Raw genomic sequence first — 17,300 nt, 5'->3', positions numbered from 1 at the left:
CTTGATGCTTTGGGGATGATGAGAGGATAAGAATATTGTAACCTTCAGCCTTGGAGGAAGGTGATATGGGGTTTTGTCGATCTGATAAAAGTGTTACCTTAATTCCTGGGGGATATGAACCATCCCCCAGAGATGTATAACCTTCGAGCGTCAGCATTACAAGTTAAAGCGAGATGATACCAGGTTTCAGGCTGTAGTTTTGTTTTGCCTACAAGCCATTCGCCTCCCCACATGCCATTTACTGTAGCCCTGGCGAGCATATCATTGCGGACTTCGAGTGTGTATTCCGGATGTTTTCTTACAACCACAGCGGAATACTCATCAATGGGTCCTTTAATCATTATCCATGCCTCTAGGGTAAAGCCATCAGGGAAATTTTTTAGCTCTTCTACATCCTCGGGGACAAGAGCGAAGCTTGCTTGTCCGTCGAACTCCAAAGCCTTCCCATATTTGCCTGTTACCCAATTAGCATCTTTAATCTGTGCTTTGATACCATTAACTATATCCTTTGCGCTCCCGCCCTTACCTTTATCGAAAGACCAGTAGGCGACCAAATGGTCAAGAGGTAGCTCTGAAAAAGCAGAGCCTGATATGACTATCGTTATGCAGATCACAGTGATAAGGGCAAACTTCCTCATAGCTGACCTCCCAATAAGAAGCTATACTTTCGCGGCTTCTTCTAACGCTATAAGTATAGCATATTACCCCTTCGTCAAGTGGAAATTTCAACCATCCCCATCACAGGAGAGATAAAAATCCAAGCATACATCCCTTTCTTAGCAGCAGATGCTATCCTTGGATCTAAACCTGCCATCAGGATCTCCTTCCCTTCTAAAAAGCAATCGCTCATATTCTCCTTAAGCGTAGTTCATTTTGTCTCCTTGTCAGCCCAAATCTATCTTCTAGTTTTCCACTTTGAAGTCGCTACACTCAGCGATAATATGAGCGTTGTAATTATCACCCATGTCAATCGCTCTTGTCAAATTTAGCGAAAACTAGAGGTCATCTTGCTATCCGATCCATATTGTATACTGATGGGCGCATTACAAAGAAGCTCTCGGCTTTCAGCTGATAGCTGACTGCTGATCGCTGAAAGCTAAGGTAGTTTTACAATGGATCGATCAAGTGCTATAATCATCATAGGGCTTCATAATCGGGATGAACTTGGGAGGTTCAATATGATCAGGCGATCTAAACTCTTCAGCCTCCTCATCTTGACGGTGAGTTTAACGATCTACCTCATACCGAACGTTCAGGCAGGTTTCTCACCGCCGAAGCCAGGACAAATAGGCACATGGGAGGCTGAAAAAGCTCGGATGAAAGGCGAGTGGGAGATGATCCTCCACCCCTCAGCGATCGGGGGGATATACGTCAAGCCGAAAAAGATCTCCGATGAAACGGAGTTGATCTTCCCTATCAAGACGGATCGCCCCCTCCACCTGAGGGTATGGCCGCTCCTTTGGAGACATAGCGACAGACGACCAGCTAGAAGGTTCCCCTACCCGCTGGAACATAGACCCGGGCCGGACGTGATCGACCGATGGCGGATGGGAACGGAACATATACTGTTCTTCACCTCACCCGAAACCGGGAGGGTGTCGGCGATGGACCCTCAGAGCGAGAAGGTGATCGCCTCCGTCGCCTTAGGCGGTTACGTAGCCGATCTGGTCGTAGGATCGAACGAGATCTACGTAGCCAACTCGACCGAGGATAAGATTCAGATCCTCAACCCCTCCGACCTCTCGCTTTCAGGGGAGGTGAAGATCGAAGGGGCTCCTTGGAGCTTAGCGCTCGATGGCGGCAACCTGTATGTGGGATGTCTGAAAGGAAGAAAGGTCGCCCTGGTGGATCTGGAAAGTCGCTCCGTCTCGGCTGAGGCAGCTATGCCTTGGGACGTGGCGCACGTGGAGGTGATCGGAGGAGAGGAGAAACAGGTGGTCGTGTGGTTCGAGCCGATCGTCGTCGATATGGAATCTTTCGGCAGGATCGAGCCCGATAGAGAGGAATACGGGTTTGGAAGGAGAAGATCTGTGGAGGTGGGCAGGCGTGACAGACCGTGTTGGGCTCGGTTCACCTCGCCCTCACCCCACACCCTTCAGTTGGAAGCTGTGACAGAAAAAGGGAGGGTTTCGAAGAAGATCGATACCAAATCGATAACTGAAGCGCCAAAGGTCGCCGATCGGTTCCCCTTCCCCCTCAAGGACACGCCCGGTCCCGATGCGATGGTCACCTTGGCGGGTAGGTTGTTCTTCACCTCACCCTCCACCGGCAGGGTCGGCGCGGTCGATATGGGGAGCGGGGAGATTATCGGAAAGATAGAGCTAGGGGGGTATCCCTCCGATATCGCCTCCGATCCGACCAGGGGGAGGCTTTTCGTCTCGGACGCCTCAGGTAACAGGGTGGTGGCGATAGATCCGGTAAAGCTGAGCATTATAGGGGAGGTCAAACTGCCCGAAACCCCCGTAGCTTTGGAGGTGTTCATCCCTCCCGGATGGCTCAAAGGGTGCAGCTCCTCCCTTCTGATCGCCTGCTGGAAGGGGAAGAAGGTGGTGGAGGTCGATCCCCAGAAGCTGGAGATCGTGAGGGAGATCGATCTGCCCTCAAACCCCCTCCTCCTCAAGCTGGTGGCCCCTCCCAATAACAGTTGGTGGCCGCTCATCCCCTCGGACAGGATCGCCTTAGAGCTGCGGACCAGGCTGGCTGTGTTCCTCTCACCTGTGGCGCTTGCACCTGATACACTCAAGGAGATCGGACCGGCTGAGGTTCAGCCCCGTTTCTCCAGGCGCACATCGGTATCGCTTGAAGCGGGAAGAGGGATGAACAAGAGGTTCAGGGTTGATAACTCCCTCACTGTCCAGGTAGCCCTTATAGACCGTGAGGGGAAAACGGTGGAGGAGAGATGGATCGACGTCAGCTCGGTGACCGATCCTCAGCTCGTACCGTTTCCTCCCCTGAGCAAGTATGACCGTCCCGGACCGATCACCCTCTCTCTGGACGGCGGAGCCGAGTATCCGTGGCGGAGGGAGATCTGGATGACCCCCGATCAGATGCAGTTCCTGATCGCCGAGACGGATGAGTTCTGGAGATGGAACGCACCCGTCTTCCACCTCACGCCCGGAAAACACCACATCAGGGTCAAAGCATACAGCTCGTTCGTCCAGATAGACGCCCTCAAGGTGGAGATGGCTGCTGAGGGAGCGGTGAGGATGAAGGTCGTGGGCGATCCGCCGGGGAGCGAGTCTATCCCCGAAAGATACAGGTCTCTCTTCTACGACGAGGAACCGGTCAGGTTCAGGCTGGAGCTGGAGAATCTGACGGACAGTTCTCAGGGGATAAACCTGAACTACGAGGTGAGAAACTACATGGACGAGGTGGAGGCTACGGGGAGCATGGATCTGACCCTGATGCCCGGGGAGAGCCGGGCGCACAGGATAAAGTTCGACCTGAAGAGCTGGGGTATCTTCACGTTACTGGTCACCTTAAACTCGCCCCATGGGAGGATGGTCGAGGAGCACAAGTTCATCAGGCTCCCCAAGCTGGAGCATCCCAGGATGTTGTTCAGGAAAGAAGATATACCTGGGATCAAAGCTAGGATCGAGAAGTATCCGAGGCTGTTCAAACGGTATTTCGAATGGCTGAGGAGAGAGTGTGAGAGGGATGGTTTCCTCCCGGCGGGGATAGCCAGATCGACCTTCGTCCCGAAGCTCCCCGAGGGGCAGCGCAAACTGCCGTCTCAGGGCGGATGGAGGAGGTATGAGTTGGGATGGCGGATGTTGGCGGTTCAGTTCGGTGCGATGTTCGCCGATGATCCACAGCTGAGGGAGTATTTCAAGTCGAGGATAAAGGGGGTCCTCAAGGACGCCCGAACGGATGGATACTGCACCTTTCACCATCACGGACCTTTCTTCCCCGGGGCGGTGGCCGCTCTCTTCGACATGGCGGCGGCTATCCCCGGCGAGGCGGATGAGGAGGTGGCGAAACTGCGCCGGTTCTTCAACGGACACTTAGGCGACATGAACGTTTTCCCATGGACGTTGGCATCCATCGAGGAACCCCTTACGGTTAGGGAAAGGGCTTTGCTCTGGCACATAGGGATGTGGCTCTCGAACGTAGAGAGGTATTTCACAACACATCAGGGCAAGCGGGGCGGACGAAGATGGCTCAACGAGAGGACAGGGTGTCACTGCCCACATGCCGGCTACGGATACTCTTTCCTTTACCTGAGCAACGTGTTCGGCGAACGTAAGCTGCACAGGAAAAAGATGGTCTACGCCTTCCTCACCCACTCGGAGCTGATCCGACCGATAAACGATAAGAGGAGGATGTTCGGTCCGGTCGGTCCTCTAGGCGAGCCGATGAGGTGGTTGGAGGGAACGCTTAGCGGACATCCGTTTGAGAAATGGAAATACAGGTGGGAGAAGCTGATAATGGAGCTGGAGAGACCGGAGCTCTCCTCTGAGGAGGTGGAGGGGCTGTTGAAGTTCAAGGAGGCGGCTTCGACGACCGTGCCGATGGCGTTCGTAGTTCCCATTGCGCTGGCTCTGGGGTGGTATGAGCCGGAAACGCCTGAGGTGGCTCTGGATGAGATGCCGCCCACCCTGCTTTTCGACGGTGAGGGAGATCTGGTGATGCGATCCGACTGGAGCCCCACCGCCACCGAGGTGATCTTCAGGTGCGGATTGAGGGATCACGTCTACCGACATCAACCGACACACCTGATGATCATCAAAGGGGGCGAGTTCCTGCTGGGAACAGCTTCATCCTATGGGGACGACGGCAACCCTAACCCGGGGAAAAGCTGGGGAAACGTGGTGGTGATCGAGCCGTCCGACTGGTTGAGGAGATGGGGTGAAAACCTGAGACATCCGAGAGCCGAGGAATATGTGGTCATAAACAGGTTCTCCGATCCCACGTTCAGATATATCACGAGGGAGAGGAGGCTCGTCGGATATGCCCCCGCAGAAGGTGGATGGGGCGGAGGGATCGACCTGCACGGTCATACCGAATCGCTCTTCATCAAGGAGGGGCAGATAATCGCATATGAGACGAGACCGGAGTTCGATTATGTCGCCGGAGACGCCACTAACTCCTGGGATCTCGGTCTGGCGGAGGAGGTCTACAGACAGGTGGTGTTCGTCAAACCGGACGTCGTGATCGTATACGATCGGGTGGTTCTGGGACCAAAAGGAGAGAGGGGATACTGGGTGGCTGCCGTCGGAGAGGAGTTGGAGACGGAGGGAAACCGGTTCACCGTCAAGAGCGGCTCGGAGAGGATGCTCGGATGGGTGATACTGCCCGAAAACCCCCAGCTGAAGAGCTATGACCCGTCGAAACCGAACGGTAAATACACCAAGACACCTCCCTTCAGCATCTCCTACAGCTGGTTCCTGTTCGACGGGAGGACGAAACATCAAAAGGTTCTGGAGATACATCACACTTCCTCGGTGAGGAGGCTGGAGTATCTGGTGCTGATGTATGTGGGAGATGGAAAGATCGAGGTGGAGCCTTCGGTGGACGATCTGTTCGCCGGCGTGGGTTTCCTGACGGATGGAAAGTGGGTTAAGGTCAGGTTCAACCGGGAAGGAGCTGTGGGCGGCTCGATAACCTTGATAGGCGATAGGATCATCGAACACCAGTTCACAGATGCCGTCGAGGACAACTATCTAGGTTGGTATGATGATCCGAGGTTCAAAACTTGGGTGACCGATCCCAGGTTCCGGTTCCTACACATAGTGGGGGAGTGAGATGGCGAGGTTGAGCTTAGTTTCGTTTCTGATCTGCATTTTGCTGATAGTTGGATGTGGTGAGGAAGAGAAGTTGATCATCTTCCACGCCGGAAGCCTCTCGAAACCGATGGAGGATCTGTCAGCCGCCTTCAAGAAACGCCATCCGAACGTGGAGATCCAGAGGGAAGCTTCGGGGAGCCTGGTGGCGGCGAGGAAAGTTTCCGAGCTCGGAAGGGAGGCTGACGTGGTGGCGGTCGCCGACTACAGGGTGATCAAACATATACTGATGCCCGATCACGCCGACTGGTATGTGAAGTTCGCCGGGAACCGGATGGTGATAGCTTACACCGAAAGGAGCAGATACGGCGACAGGATAAACTCCGAAAACTGGTATGAGATACTATCGAGAAAAGACGTGAGGTTCGGCAGATCCGATCCGAACATGGACCCGTGCGGCTACAGAACGTTGATGGTGTGGCAACTGGCTGATATCTACTACAAGGATAAGCTTGGGAGAAAGAGCATCTATAAAAGTTTGATGGAAAACTGTCCTCCGAGCAACATAAGGCAGGGATCGGTAGAGCTCCTTCCACAGTTGGAATCCCTCGATCTGGACTACGCCTTCGAATACCTCTCGGTGGCCAAACAGCACAGGTTGAAATACGTGGAGCTGCCCAGGGAGATAGACCTGAGCGATCCGGATATGGAGGAGTTCTACGCCCAGGCGAAGGTGAAGATAACCGGGAAACGACCGGGCGAGTTCATCACGGTCGAAGGGACACCTATAGTTTACGGGGTGACGATCCCCAAAGGCGCCCCTCATTTCGATCTCGCCGTCCAGTTTGTCGAGCTGATGCTGAGCGACGAGGGGAGAAGTATAATGGATAAAAACGGTCAACCACCCATACACCCCGCCGTCGCCGTCGGGATCTCCAAGATGCCGCCTCGGCTGAGAAAATACGTCAGGGGTGAGTAAGATGAGATCGAAGGGGTGGGTTGCCCTACTCTTGATACCGTTCATCCTCGCCTGCAGCTGGGATGAGGAGAGGCTGGTGATCTTCTACGACGAGGCGCTTAAAGGAGCGATGGAGAAACTGATGAGGAGGTTCGAGAAGGTTTATCCGAGGATAAAGATTGACGCCGAGCCCTCTAAACCGTTGGGGGTGGTGTGTAAGGTGATCGATCTCAAAAGGGAGGTCGATCTGGTAGCTCTATCCGATCCAAAGCTGATCGAGAAGATGCTGATGCGAAGGAAACTCCTGATGCCGAGCTACGCGGAGTGGTATGTGAAGTTCGCCGTCGATAGGATAACGATTGCGTTCACCGACAAAAGCAGATATGCGGATGAGATCAACTCTGGAAACTGGCGTGAGGTTTTGTCGAGAGATGATGTGAGGGTGGGGCGACTTGACCCGGACGACCCCTCAGGTAGGGGGGCGGCTCTGGTGTGGAAGACCAACTCCCCTCCGGGAGGAGTATATCGGAGCACCGATGAGCTCCTGAAACTTCTGGAGGAGAGGAAGCTCGACTATATCTTCACTCGCCTCTCGACGGCTAAGAGGCATCGGCTGAGATATGTCGAGCTGCCTTGTGAGATAACATATGCGGTCACGATCCCCAGGGGCGCCCCCCACCTGAGACACGCCATTATGTTCCTCCAGCTGTTTCTGGGCGAGGAAGGCAGAAGGGTATTAAAGGAGGAGGGGTATCAGCCGATATCGCCGCCGCTGGCGAAAGGCGGCTCGAAACTACCTAAAGAGCTTAAGCGATATGTGGGGAAGAGGTAAACTCGGATACACCGTATCTGCGGCTTTCACATTTCTCCTGGCGATCCACCTGTTGGTCTACCCACACCTGATGGACTGGGGGATGAACCTGGTTCATCTGTGCGCCAACCTGTTCTTCCTGGCTCACGGGTTCATCTGGTCGAGCAGATTAAAAAGGTTCAAGTGGTCGATCTACCTGGCGGGGTATCTGTCGATGTTTGTGCTATTGGTGGTTTACGCCGACAGACCGTTGCTCTTCCCGCTGCTGGTGATCCTGTATGCCGCTTCATTCCGTTTACCAAGGCTCATAGGATACCTGGCTATCTTCGTCCTGTCGGTTCTCTTCCTGACGCCATATTGGATTCAAAGCTTGATCGTTCTCAGCTTGCTTTATTCCGTTCTGTTGGGTGTGGGGAGAGAACGGGTTCGGTTTCACCTCGTCGCCTTTCTCATCGGTTTTATCTTACTCTCCTTCATCCTTTTTCCGCTGCTTTATCTGTTGTTTCAAAGTTCCCCTCAGACCTTAGCCGCCACGTTGAATCAGGAGAAGTTTCGGGGAGCTCTGTATACGAGCCTGGCGACAGCCACCGTCACCACTTTGATCTCCCTTCTTTTCGGGGTTCCGCTTGCATACTCGATGGTGAGGATGGGGTTCAGGGGGAGAAGAGCGGTTGAATCGTTGCTCTCCATACCGATTCTCACCCCCCACACCATCGTCGGCATAGCTTTGTTGGTGATGTTGGGACCCAAGGCGCCCGTTGGGGAGTTCATAAGGAGGACGTTCGGCGTGAGCATCGCCGGCAGTTATTTCGGCATAGTAGCCGCTCAGGTTTACGTCAGCTCGCCCTATCTGGTTTTCAGCGCCATGAACGGGTTCCATTCGGTCGATCCGAAGTTAGAGAAGATCAGCCGCAGTCTGGGAGCATCTCCTTTAAAGACGTTCTTCAAGGTTTCACTTCCCCTGGCAGCTCCCGCTATATTTGAGGGGTGTGTCATGACCTGGTCGAGGGCTTTATCGGAGATGGGGAGCTTAATGGTTCTGGCTTATCACCCTTTCACCATCTCAACCTTCACCTACGACGTGTTCACCCAATACGGTCTATCGGAGGCTCAACCTGTGGCGATCCTCTTCCTCATAATCTGCCTCTGGATCTTTATACTTTTGAGGTGGATAAGGGAACAACACGTCGGGATGATCCCTGTTTTCAGATTTTCCCGTTTTTGAGAACCTTTAGATTTTTCGGACAGGTTTAGAGTGATGATCGAGCTGAGAGGTGTTCGGAGGAGATGGGGGAGCTTCTCCCTCAAAGGGATAACCTTAAAGGTGGAACGGGGTGAGTATTTCGTTCTTCTGGGACCGTGCGGGGCGGGTAAGACGCTGCTGTTGGAGACGATAGCCGGGTTCTGGTTCCCAGAAGAGGGTGAGATATGGATAAACGGTAGAGAGGTGACACGCATCCCGCCTGAGAGGAGGAACGTCGGGTTCGTTTATCAGGAATACGGGCTCTTCCCACATCTCCCCGTGAGCGAGAACATCCTTTACGGTCTGAAGGCGAGAGGATACCCGAAGAAGGAGAGGGAGAGGAGGATGATGGAAGTGGTCTCGGCTCTGGGGATAGAGGATCTGCTTGAGAGGGAGGAGATCGGCTCGCTGAGCGGGGGTGAGAAACAGAAGGTCGCCCTCGCCAGGGCTTTGGCACCTGAGCCGGAGGTGATGTTGCTGGACGAGCCTTTACACTCTCTCGATTACAGCTCCAGAGAGCAGGTCTTCAGGATGTTAAAGGAGATAAACAGAAGCTTCAACATCACCGTCATACACGTGACCCACGATTACTCCGAGGCGAGGGCGCTCGCCGATAGGATAGGGGTGATGAACAACGGAAGACTGATTCAGGTGGATGAGCCCGATAGAATATTCGAACGTCCCTCCACCACGTTCATCGCTAAGTTCCTCGGCGCCGAGAACCTGTTCAGAGGGAGATATGAGGGTGAGGAGGGTGGGTTCCACCTGGTGAGGGTGGGTGATAGTATCAAGATCAAGGCACATCTGGACGGAAGGATCGATCCGGTGAGCATCTGTGTAAGACCGGAGGAGGTGAAGGTATCGGCCTCGCCGTTGAACCTGGAGAACGAGTTCGAGGGGATCGTGCGGGAGATATCCGATAGGGGGATGTTCGTGAGGGTCATCCTCGACGTCCAAGGGGTGAGGTTTATATCACACCTGTATCGTGGGGAGTTCCTCCGACTTCCCATCTCGATCGGAAGCAGGGTGCGGCTGGGTTTCAGATCGGAATCGGTATGCGTTCTGGAGGAGGATGAGGGTTAGAGAGAATGTGGGAGAGGATATTCAACCTGATCGGCCGTAAGATCGTCGTCAGACCTCTTATCCCTGTGGCGGGCAGTTGGATAGACGCCACGCCGTTTCTCCTCATCTTCCTATTCCTCTCACTTTCAGCTCTGTTCCTCCTCAAGTTCGGGAGGGAGGAGAGAGGGAGATGGGGGTTAAGGATCGCCTCGGCTTTCTTTTTCATCATCTTCCTCCATCGGTGTCTCTGTATGATCCGGGATGCTATGTCGGGCATAAGCGAGATAGGTCGTGACGATCTGAGGGCGTTCGGTCAACTGTGTATCTTCATCCCGGTGATCGGTTTCTCGCTGAGCATCGGTCGTGCTTTCTGTGGATGGGTCTGCCCTCTGGGTCTGCTTCAGGAAGGTGTGGGGAGGATCGCCCTCCTCAAGAGGAGGGTTCTCGGTTATGGGAGGGCGGCGAGGATTTTCGATCTGATCCTTTTGGCTCTCATCTCCTTTGCTGCGTTTCGGATGTTGGTATTTTTCAAACCCTCCACCGATTTTTTCACCGAGAACGTCGCCGCCTGTTTCAGTATATTCCTTTTGTGTCTCCTGCCTTTCGTCCTGGTGAGCAAGAGATGGGCTGAACGTTTGGTGAAGGTGAGGTATCCGCTTCTGGGCGTTTGGATCTTCCTGGTGTTCGTGAGGGTTTTCGTCACAAACCCGTGGTGTGTGCTTTACGGAGGTGAGCTCGATTACTCTTCACTGCTCGCTTTATTCGTCGTGCTGACCGTCTCGTTACTTATCCCGATGGCTTGGTGTCGATATATCTGTCCTCTGGGTACACTTCTGTCACTTACCTCAAGGTTCTCTGCTCTCAAATTCAGAAGCGGAGGGAAGTGTGAAAGGTGTGGTAGATGCGATGAGGTCTGCCCTGTGGGGGCGATCGAGGAGGGCAAACTTAACCTCTCAAGCTGCATATATTGCGGCAGATGTCTCAAGGGGTGTGTCGGTAGGATCGAGATGAGATGAGCCTCTTGGCTCTCCTATTGCTCATTTTAACGGTCGATCCGACCGGTTGGCACACGTTCGGCGGGAACCCCTGTCATATCGGGTTCGCCGATGTGGAGTTCTCCTCAGGCGATCTTCGGCTTCTGTGGAGTTTCGATCTGGGGAAACATGTGTGGAGATACACGAGGGGGACGAACGTCTGGTCCACTTCACCTGTAGCGGCTGAGGTGGACGGGAGGGTTCTCATCTTCGTCGGCGCTTACGATCGCAACCTGTATTGCATCGACGCTTTAAGCGGCAAGGAGGTTTGGGAGTTCACCACCGGCGGTTCGTTGAACTTCGCCCCCGCCTTCGCATGGGTCAAAGGGGAACCCACCCTATTCGTCGTCTCGTCTGACAGAACCGTTTACGCCGTAGGGGCTAGGGACGGGGTAAGGAAGTGGTGCTACGAGACGCAGCCTTGGAGCTACACGATATGTGAAGCGGTGGTTTCATCCCCCGTCACGGGTGAGATCGGAGGGAGAACCGTCCTCATCTTCGGTATATGGAACTCGGATCGCAGACCGGTTAAGGGGTTTCAGAGAGGCGAGCTTTTCGTTCTGGACGCATCGAACGGTGAGAAGTTGTGGAGCAGGGTTCTCTCATCGACCTACCTTTCATCCCCCGCTTACGTTTCGATGGGAGGTTCACCTTTCATCTTCATCAGCTCGGCTGACGGCAACCTTTACTGCCTGAGAGGTGAGACGGGGGAGGAGATATGGAGGTTCACGACCGGATCGGAGATCCGATCCTCCCCGACCGTAGCTGAAATAGGGGGGAGAAGGGTGGTGTTAGTGGGGACGAGGTTCGGGACGCTCTGCGCTTTGGACGCTGAGAACGGCGGGTTGATCTGGAGCTACAGAGCGGGGCACGCCATAGATTCAACCCCAGCTGTGGGGGTTGTGAAAGGCAGAACGATGGTGTTTTTCGGCTCTTACGATCGGGCGGTTCACGCCGTGGACGGTAAAACGGGACGGAGGTTGTGGCGGTATAAAACCGGCAAATACATCACCGCTTCACCGGTTTTAGGGAGGATCAAGGGTAGGGTGGTGGTCTTCATCAGCTCACTCGACGACAAAATTTACGCCCTCGATGGGGGAAGCGGAAAACTGATCTGGAGCTATAAAGGCGGAGGAAGAGTTTGGCCTTACGAGACGAGAGGTGAAAACCTCTGGTCGTCCCCCATACTTCTCGCCTCCAAAGGGGTTCCCCTCCTTCTTTTCCCATCATATGACGGCAAGCTTTACGCTTTCACCGACCTCATGAGTCAACCGTAGGGGCAAGAAAATTATGGAAAAAGGGTTGGGGTCGGTGCTGGGCATAGTCGCAGTTGACCCCTCAGGCAACCTTCCGATCATCTGGGGAGATATCAAAACGGCTTCGGTGACTCGGGTGGGCATCGGCATGAGGGAACGAGGAAAACATGGCTTGATGTGAAGCTCACCGTGATATATACTAAGCTTGGCGAACTTTAAGGAAAATAGGGAGGTGTTTGATATGGCGAAATTAGCGCTTAAGGGAGGTAAGCCCGTTAGGGAGAAAGGTTGGCCCTCATGGCCGATATGCGATGAATGCGAGCTTAAGGCGCTGAAGGAGGCGCTGGAGGAACGGATGTGGGGAGGAGGTGTCGGGCGAAGCAACCCCAAGGAGGAGGAGATAGAGGAGAAATTCGCAAGCTTCCACGATTGCAGGTATGGGGTGGCCGTCTCAACCGGAACGGCGGCGTTGCACGTCGCCCTGCTTGCAGCGGGAGTGGGAGAAGGGGATGAGGTGATCGTCCCGGCCATAACCTGGCTGGCTACCGGGAGCGCCGCGCTGATGACCGGAGCGGAGCTCGTCTTCTGCGACGTCCATCCGGAAAGCTACTGTCTCGACGCCGAAAAGCTTGAGAGCCTTATAACCTCAAAAACCAAAGCCGTGATCACCGTCCATAACTTCGGGACATCCTCCGATATGGACAAACTCCTGGAGGTAACGAGGAAACATAACATTCTCCTGATAGAGGACTGCGCCAGGGCACATGGCTTCAGGTGGAAGGATAGATCCGTCGGCTCATTGGGGGATATGGGCTGCTTCAGCTTCCAACGGGGGAAGTTCATGACCTGCGGCGAGGGAGGCATGATAACGACGAACGATAGGAAACTGTTTGAAAGGTGTCGTAGCATAAAGGATTGCGGCAGAACCCGTGAAGGCGACGCCTACTCCGAAGGGGTCACGAACTACTACAACTACAGGCTCACGGAGTTTCAATCGGCGATACTCCTCTGCCAGCTTGAAAGGCTCAAAGAGCAGAGGGAGAGGAGGAAAAACAACAGCGAGTATCTGTCGGGGAAACTTGAGGGGATCGAAGGGATAAAGCCCGTGAAACCCGATCCCAGGCTTACGGAACACCAGCCCTGGCCTTATCTCTTCAGATACGACCCGGAAGCCTTCAAGGGCGTTCCGATAGGCAGGTTCAGGGAGGCTTTAAACGCCGAGGGGATCCCATGCGGAGGGATAGATCCTCCCCTCTACAGGGCGTTGCGCCCTTCAAAGGAGGACTGGGAGAGGTTCCCGGAGATCTGCCCCGTAGCCGAGAGGGCTCCGGATGAGCTCGTGAGCCTGCCACAAAACCTGTTTTTGAGTTCAAAGGAGGATATGGACGATATAGCGGAGGCTATAGCCAAGATAAGGGAGAACGCCGATGAGCTCCTCTAAGATGAAGCTCTGGGGCGTTATCCTGTCGATCGTCCTGCTTTCGCTCCACTCGGAAGCGGAGTTGGTCGGCAGGCTCGGGAGATACGGCTTTGAAATCGTCCCGAAAGTATGGGGGGTAGGGAAGGAAAGGGTTTTAGGTTTTAAGAGGAAACCGCTTGAGAGCATGCGCCGCCCATATGAGCCGGGGAAGAAAGGGCGGGGTGAGGCGACCTGGTGGCTCTGTTTCTCGGCCGATTGGGCGGACATGCGCCTGGGCACAGCCTCTTTCAGGGTTCACCACGACGGATGGGACGTCGGGCCGCTCTACCTGCTCCGGGTCTCCTGGATTCCGAAAGGGGCGAAAGTCGGGGGCAAGTCCTGGAAGGTGAGCTGGACTACACTCGAGCTCTCCATCGATTTTGAAACCCGTTTGGGACGCAATTCCCTCGATATCGTAGCCTCCGTCCTCTCCCCGGCGCTGCTGCTTCGGGTCAAAGGTCCGTCCCTTTCGCTTCGTTGCTCGGATCTCCCCGTTTCGGGCAGGGCGGAGGCGACTTCCAAGGAGATCACGGCTCATGAGGCTTTCTTCAAGTTCGCCGCCGCCCCTCTCCGTGAGGGGGTTCGGATCTTCGATCTTTCAAAGCCTGTTAAGATCGTGAGCTTACAAGACGAGCTTTCTGAACCCTGGCTTCTCCTCTGGTGCGGAGGTTCGCCCGAAAAGCCCGAATCAACGCCCCTTCTCCTCGCGCTTGAGAAGAGACCTCATGAGGTCAAATGGGACGGTGAAGGGCTTGAGGTAGTTCGTCCCGATGGGGTGGGAAGGGGCGCCCTCATGCCGTTTTACGGTACGGATTTCTCATCAGACGACGACCATCGGAGGGGCAGGGATTGGAACGCCGCTTTCTTCGATCGGCTTGAGAGGGTGCGAAGCTCCCCGCCGCCCGATGTTCTCCCCCAAAGGGTTCTCGATCGAATCCGTTTCTGGACGAGGGCGTTGAGGGCGTTTCCCATCGCATGCCGTGAGGAGTTCAAGGTCTTAAACGATAAGGTCGAGATCCGCGATCGATACGAGTTCGAGGTGATGGAGGGCGATTTCGACCTGGAACCTCTGAGGCTCGCCCCCCTTCCGCCGATCCTCTCGCTCGCAAAAGGATGCGGGTATCCTATCGAGTTCTGCGACGGGGTTGAGACGTTCGATCTCCCCACGTTCTTCGGACCCTACACCGCCAGGCCAGCATCATCCGAGGTGAGCTACTCCCTCCCGATCCCGCCGTGGGGCGAGTTCCCCGCCGTGAACGTTCCAGGACTTCTCGATGGGCTCAAGATGAGGATATCCTCTGAGGTTTACAACCGCCCTTTCGGACATCACTGGGACGCCTGCGGGACGAGCTGGAGGATCGCATCCAACTTCCTCGCCTTCCCCATCCTCGACAAACACGCAAGACATAGATTGATCGAAGACGCCAAAAAGACCTTCGGGGCATATGTCTTTACAGATTGGAAATGGACACATTACCATGACCCGAACTTCGGCTACAGGTGGCTCATCCACGCTGTTGGGAAGCCGTTTCAGAAGTTCGAGACCGAGTGGGCGAACGGGCTTGTGCTCTGCGGCGTCGCGGCGTATCTCGCATACACCGGCGACACGGGGACCATCCGCCGCTACTGGGATTACGTCAAGGGAGCGTTCGATTTCTTCGCCACAGTCCACGACTGGGCTACGATGTGGACCTCATCGGACGGGACCGGAAATCAGCTCGGCTCGGGGATAGACCCGATGAGCGCGGGATACAGCGGCGTCTCCGCATATGCCGTCATCACGAAGATCATGGGCGAGGAGGAGGAACATAAGAGGGCGCTTTACATCCTGGCGAAAGGGTGTGTTCCCTCGGCGCTCCGTTATCTCTACCTATCGTATAAGGAGCTTTTCTGGCGCTGGACATGTGATCTCAACTGGACGCCCTCCGAGGAGGCGGACGAGGCGTTGCTCACCGGATGGGGTGAGGATGGGACACATCCGTTGAGGTTGAGCCAGTGGATGTGGGGCATAACCTACCACCTCTTCCCCGCATGGCCCGATCTGATAGCCTCATTCATCCGTTTCTCGCCTGAGGAGTTCCGTGAGGTGGAGGAGCGGAAGCTACCTGAGATCCACGGCAAAAACTGGTTCGAAGGCCCTCCTAAGGGAAATTTTGATAGACCTCAACACGCCGATCTACACGTGATCTCGCTTTCGATCCTCAGGTCTGAGCCGCCCCGGAAGCTGCTCTCAATGCTGAGGAGGGCGGCTCTGCCCCAAAGGTTCCTGAAACCGTGGGACGTTGCGGCGATCCTCTCATCCCCCGCCGAGGCCTGGCCGCTCATCAGGGGACGATATTTCATCGAAGGTGCCGAATGGTTCCCCGAATCACGGGCGCTCCATTTCTTCCTCGGCGGGCGGGGAAGGAGGACCGTCTATGTGAAAGCGCTCTCCAAACCAAGAAAGGTTCTCGTTAACGGCAAATCCATCCCCTTCCGCTACGACGATGATAGGAAGGTCCTGTCCTTTGAGGCGTCCCTTCCCGCCGAGGTCACACTCCTATTCCGGAGAACCCGCTCGATGCTGAACGGGAAGTCAGGTCCGCTCAGGTTCGAGGTCAAAAACACGTTAGACTTCGAACGGACCTCCATCGCTGAGACAGATCTCCCTCATCCCCCTTCGTGGCCGGGGCCTGTGGTCGAGCTTCTGTATCGAGGGGGATCGCTTCCGGGGCAGATCTCCGACGCCGAGTTCGACGACGAGAAACCCCGGAGGTTCAGGACCTCGTGGATCTGCAAGCTTCCGCCGAAGGGGGAGAAGACTTTCACGTTGAAACCATCCGCCCCCGGAAAGTGGAGCTCGTTCGACGTCCGAAACCCGGTTCAAAAGGGCTGGCTTTCGGACGAGTTCGAGATCGTCAAAGGCGACGAGAGGGTGCTCATGGCGAGCCAGGACGGCGGTCTCCTCATGACGATGTTACTTCGCGGCGAGCCTTTCTCGGGGAGGTGGGAGAACGGCGTTCGAGCGGGTCTCACGCTCCTCATCGAGGGTCTCAGGGAAGGTTGGGAATCAAAGGCGGCCGTGAAAAGTGCGGTGGTCGCCCGACGTGGACCGGTCTTCTGCGATATCGTCTGTCCGATGACGAGGTGGTGGGGTTATTTCCGGAAGAAGCTCGACGTCTCATTTGAGGGAAGGGTGTTTAAACTTCCCGAGGGGACGGCGATGCGGTGCAGGTGGGAGATAACGCCCGCAGACGGCGTTATAAAGGTGCTTCCCCACTCCGAAAACGGGGAGGTCCTTCGGATAACGCTTAAAGGGGCTTTAAAGCGTGGGACCTTCGAGGTCGAGGGGTCTCCCGGGGTCTACGCCTTCGACGGTCGTAAAGTTTTCGTCGGGCTCGCCCTCCCCCCGGATGGTGCGAAGATGAGCCCGGAGTGGAGTTTCGAGGGGGACGCCGCCGTCTTGAGGTTCGAGGTCAAAGCCGGAGCGGTTATCGACCGGAGGATCGAGTTGCTCTCGTGGATCGGCCTCATCGCCCCCGGTGATCTTCAACCCAGGGAGGCGGCGGAGCTTCTCTCCCTTTCCCTCATGAAACGCCCGTGGTAAAACCCCTGTTCGATGTTCATAGTGGCCTCATCGCTCCACTTGGGTACTGTCAAAAAAATAATGAAACAGGATGGTAAATCGGAGGGTGAGAATGGAGATCTAGATGGGAAAAGAAACGACACACTTCACCCATGAGAGATCCGAAGCTCTCTCGAAAAACCCTCCACT

General features: G+C 55.3%; 11 protein-coding genes. 10 read left to right on the top strand and 1 reads right to left on the bottom strand.

Annotated features, from left to right (window positions below; all coding sequences use genetic code 11):
* Positions 1-98 precede the first annotated feature (98 nt).
* Positions 99-638 carry a hypothetical protein gene (locus J7M22_15340; protein ID MCD6507981.1) on the bottom strand — a complete coding sequence of 180 codons (540 nt, stop codon included), beginning with the start codon at positions 636-638 and terminating at the stop codon, positions 99-101.
* 540 nt (positions 639-1,178) lie between these two features.
* Here J7M22_15340 and J7M22_15335 point away from each other — a divergent pair.
* Genes J7M22_15335 through J7M22_15290 form a run of 10 tightly spaced genes read left to right on the top strand, consistent with a single transcriptional unit; the run spans position 1,179 to position 17,132 of the window.
* Positions 1,179-5,744, top strand: coding sequence for a hypothetical protein (locus tag J7M22_15335; GenBank protein ID MCD6507980.1), 4,566 nt, complete (start codon positions 1,179-1,181; stop codon positions 5,742-5,744).
* Between the two features lies 1 nt (position 5,745).
* Positions 5,746-6,702, top strand: a complete 957-nt coding sequence (gene wtpA, locus J7M22_15330; GenBank protein ID MCD6507979.1) for a tungstate ABC transporter substrate-binding protein WtpA — start codon at positions 5,746-5,748, stop codon at positions 6,700-6,702.
* Between the two features lies 1 nt (position 6,703).
* Entirely contained in the window at positions 6,704-7,513 is an 810-nt protein-coding gene (locus J7M22_15325; GenBank protein ID MCD6507978.1) for a substrate-binding domain-containing protein, read from the top strand.
* Positions 7,497-8,717, top strand: coding sequence for an ABC transporter permease (locus J7M22_15320; protein ID MCD6507977.1), 1,221 nt, complete (start codon positions 7,497-7,499; stop codon positions 8,715-8,717). The genes J7M22_15325 and J7M22_15320 overlap by 17 nt, the downstream gene beginning before the upstream one ends.
* Positions 8,718-8,750: 33 nt before the next feature.
* Entirely contained in the window at positions 8,751-9,818 is a 1,068-nt protein-coding gene (locus J7M22_15315; protein MCD6507976.1) for an ABC transporter ATP-binding protein, read from the top strand.
* Positions 9,819-9,823: 5 nt separating this feature from the next.
* Positions 9,824-10,813 carry a 4Fe-4S binding protein gene (locus J7M22_15310; GenBank protein ID MCD6507975.1) on the top strand — a complete coding sequence of 330 codons (990 nt, stop codon included), beginning with the start codon at positions 9,824-9,826 and terminating at the stop codon, positions 10,811-10,813.
* Positions 10,810-12,108: a PQQ-binding-like beta-propeller repeat protein gene (locus J7M22_15305; protein MCD6507974.1), complete on the top strand. Its 1,299-nt coding sequence runs from the start codon at positions 10,810-10,812 to the stop codon at positions 12,106-12,108. Before J7M22_15310 ends, J7M22_15305 begins: the two co-directional genes overlap by 4 nt.
* A gap of 13 nt (positions 12,109-12,121) precedes the next feature.
* Positions 12,122-12,268, top strand: a complete 147-nt coding sequence (locus J7M22_15300; GenBank protein ID MCD6507973.1) for a hypothetical protein — start codon at positions 12,122-12,124, stop codon at positions 12,266-12,268.
* Between the two features lie 60 nt (positions 12,269-12,328).
* Entirely contained in the window at positions 12,329-13,528 is a 1,200-nt protein-coding gene (locus J7M22_15295; GenBank protein MCD6507972.1) for a DegT/DnrJ/EryC1/StrS family aminotransferase, read from the top strand.
* Complete coding sequence (locus J7M22_15290; protein ID MCD6507971.1) at positions 13,515-17,132, top strand: hypothetical protein; 3,618 nt, start codon at positions 13,515-13,517, stop codon at positions 17,130-17,132. The genes J7M22_15295 and J7M22_15290 overlap by 14 nt, the downstream gene beginning before the upstream one ends.
* Positions 17,133-17,300: the final 168 nt, after the last annotated feature.

The sequence above is a fragment of the Candidatus Poribacteria bacterium genome (assembly GCA_021162805.1).
Taxonomy (GTDB): domain Bacteria; phylum Poribacteria; class WGA-4E; order B28-G17; family B28-G17; genus JAGGXZ01.
Note: the sequence above shows the minus strand (reverse complement) of the source record. Positions and strands in the feature narration are given on the sequence as shown.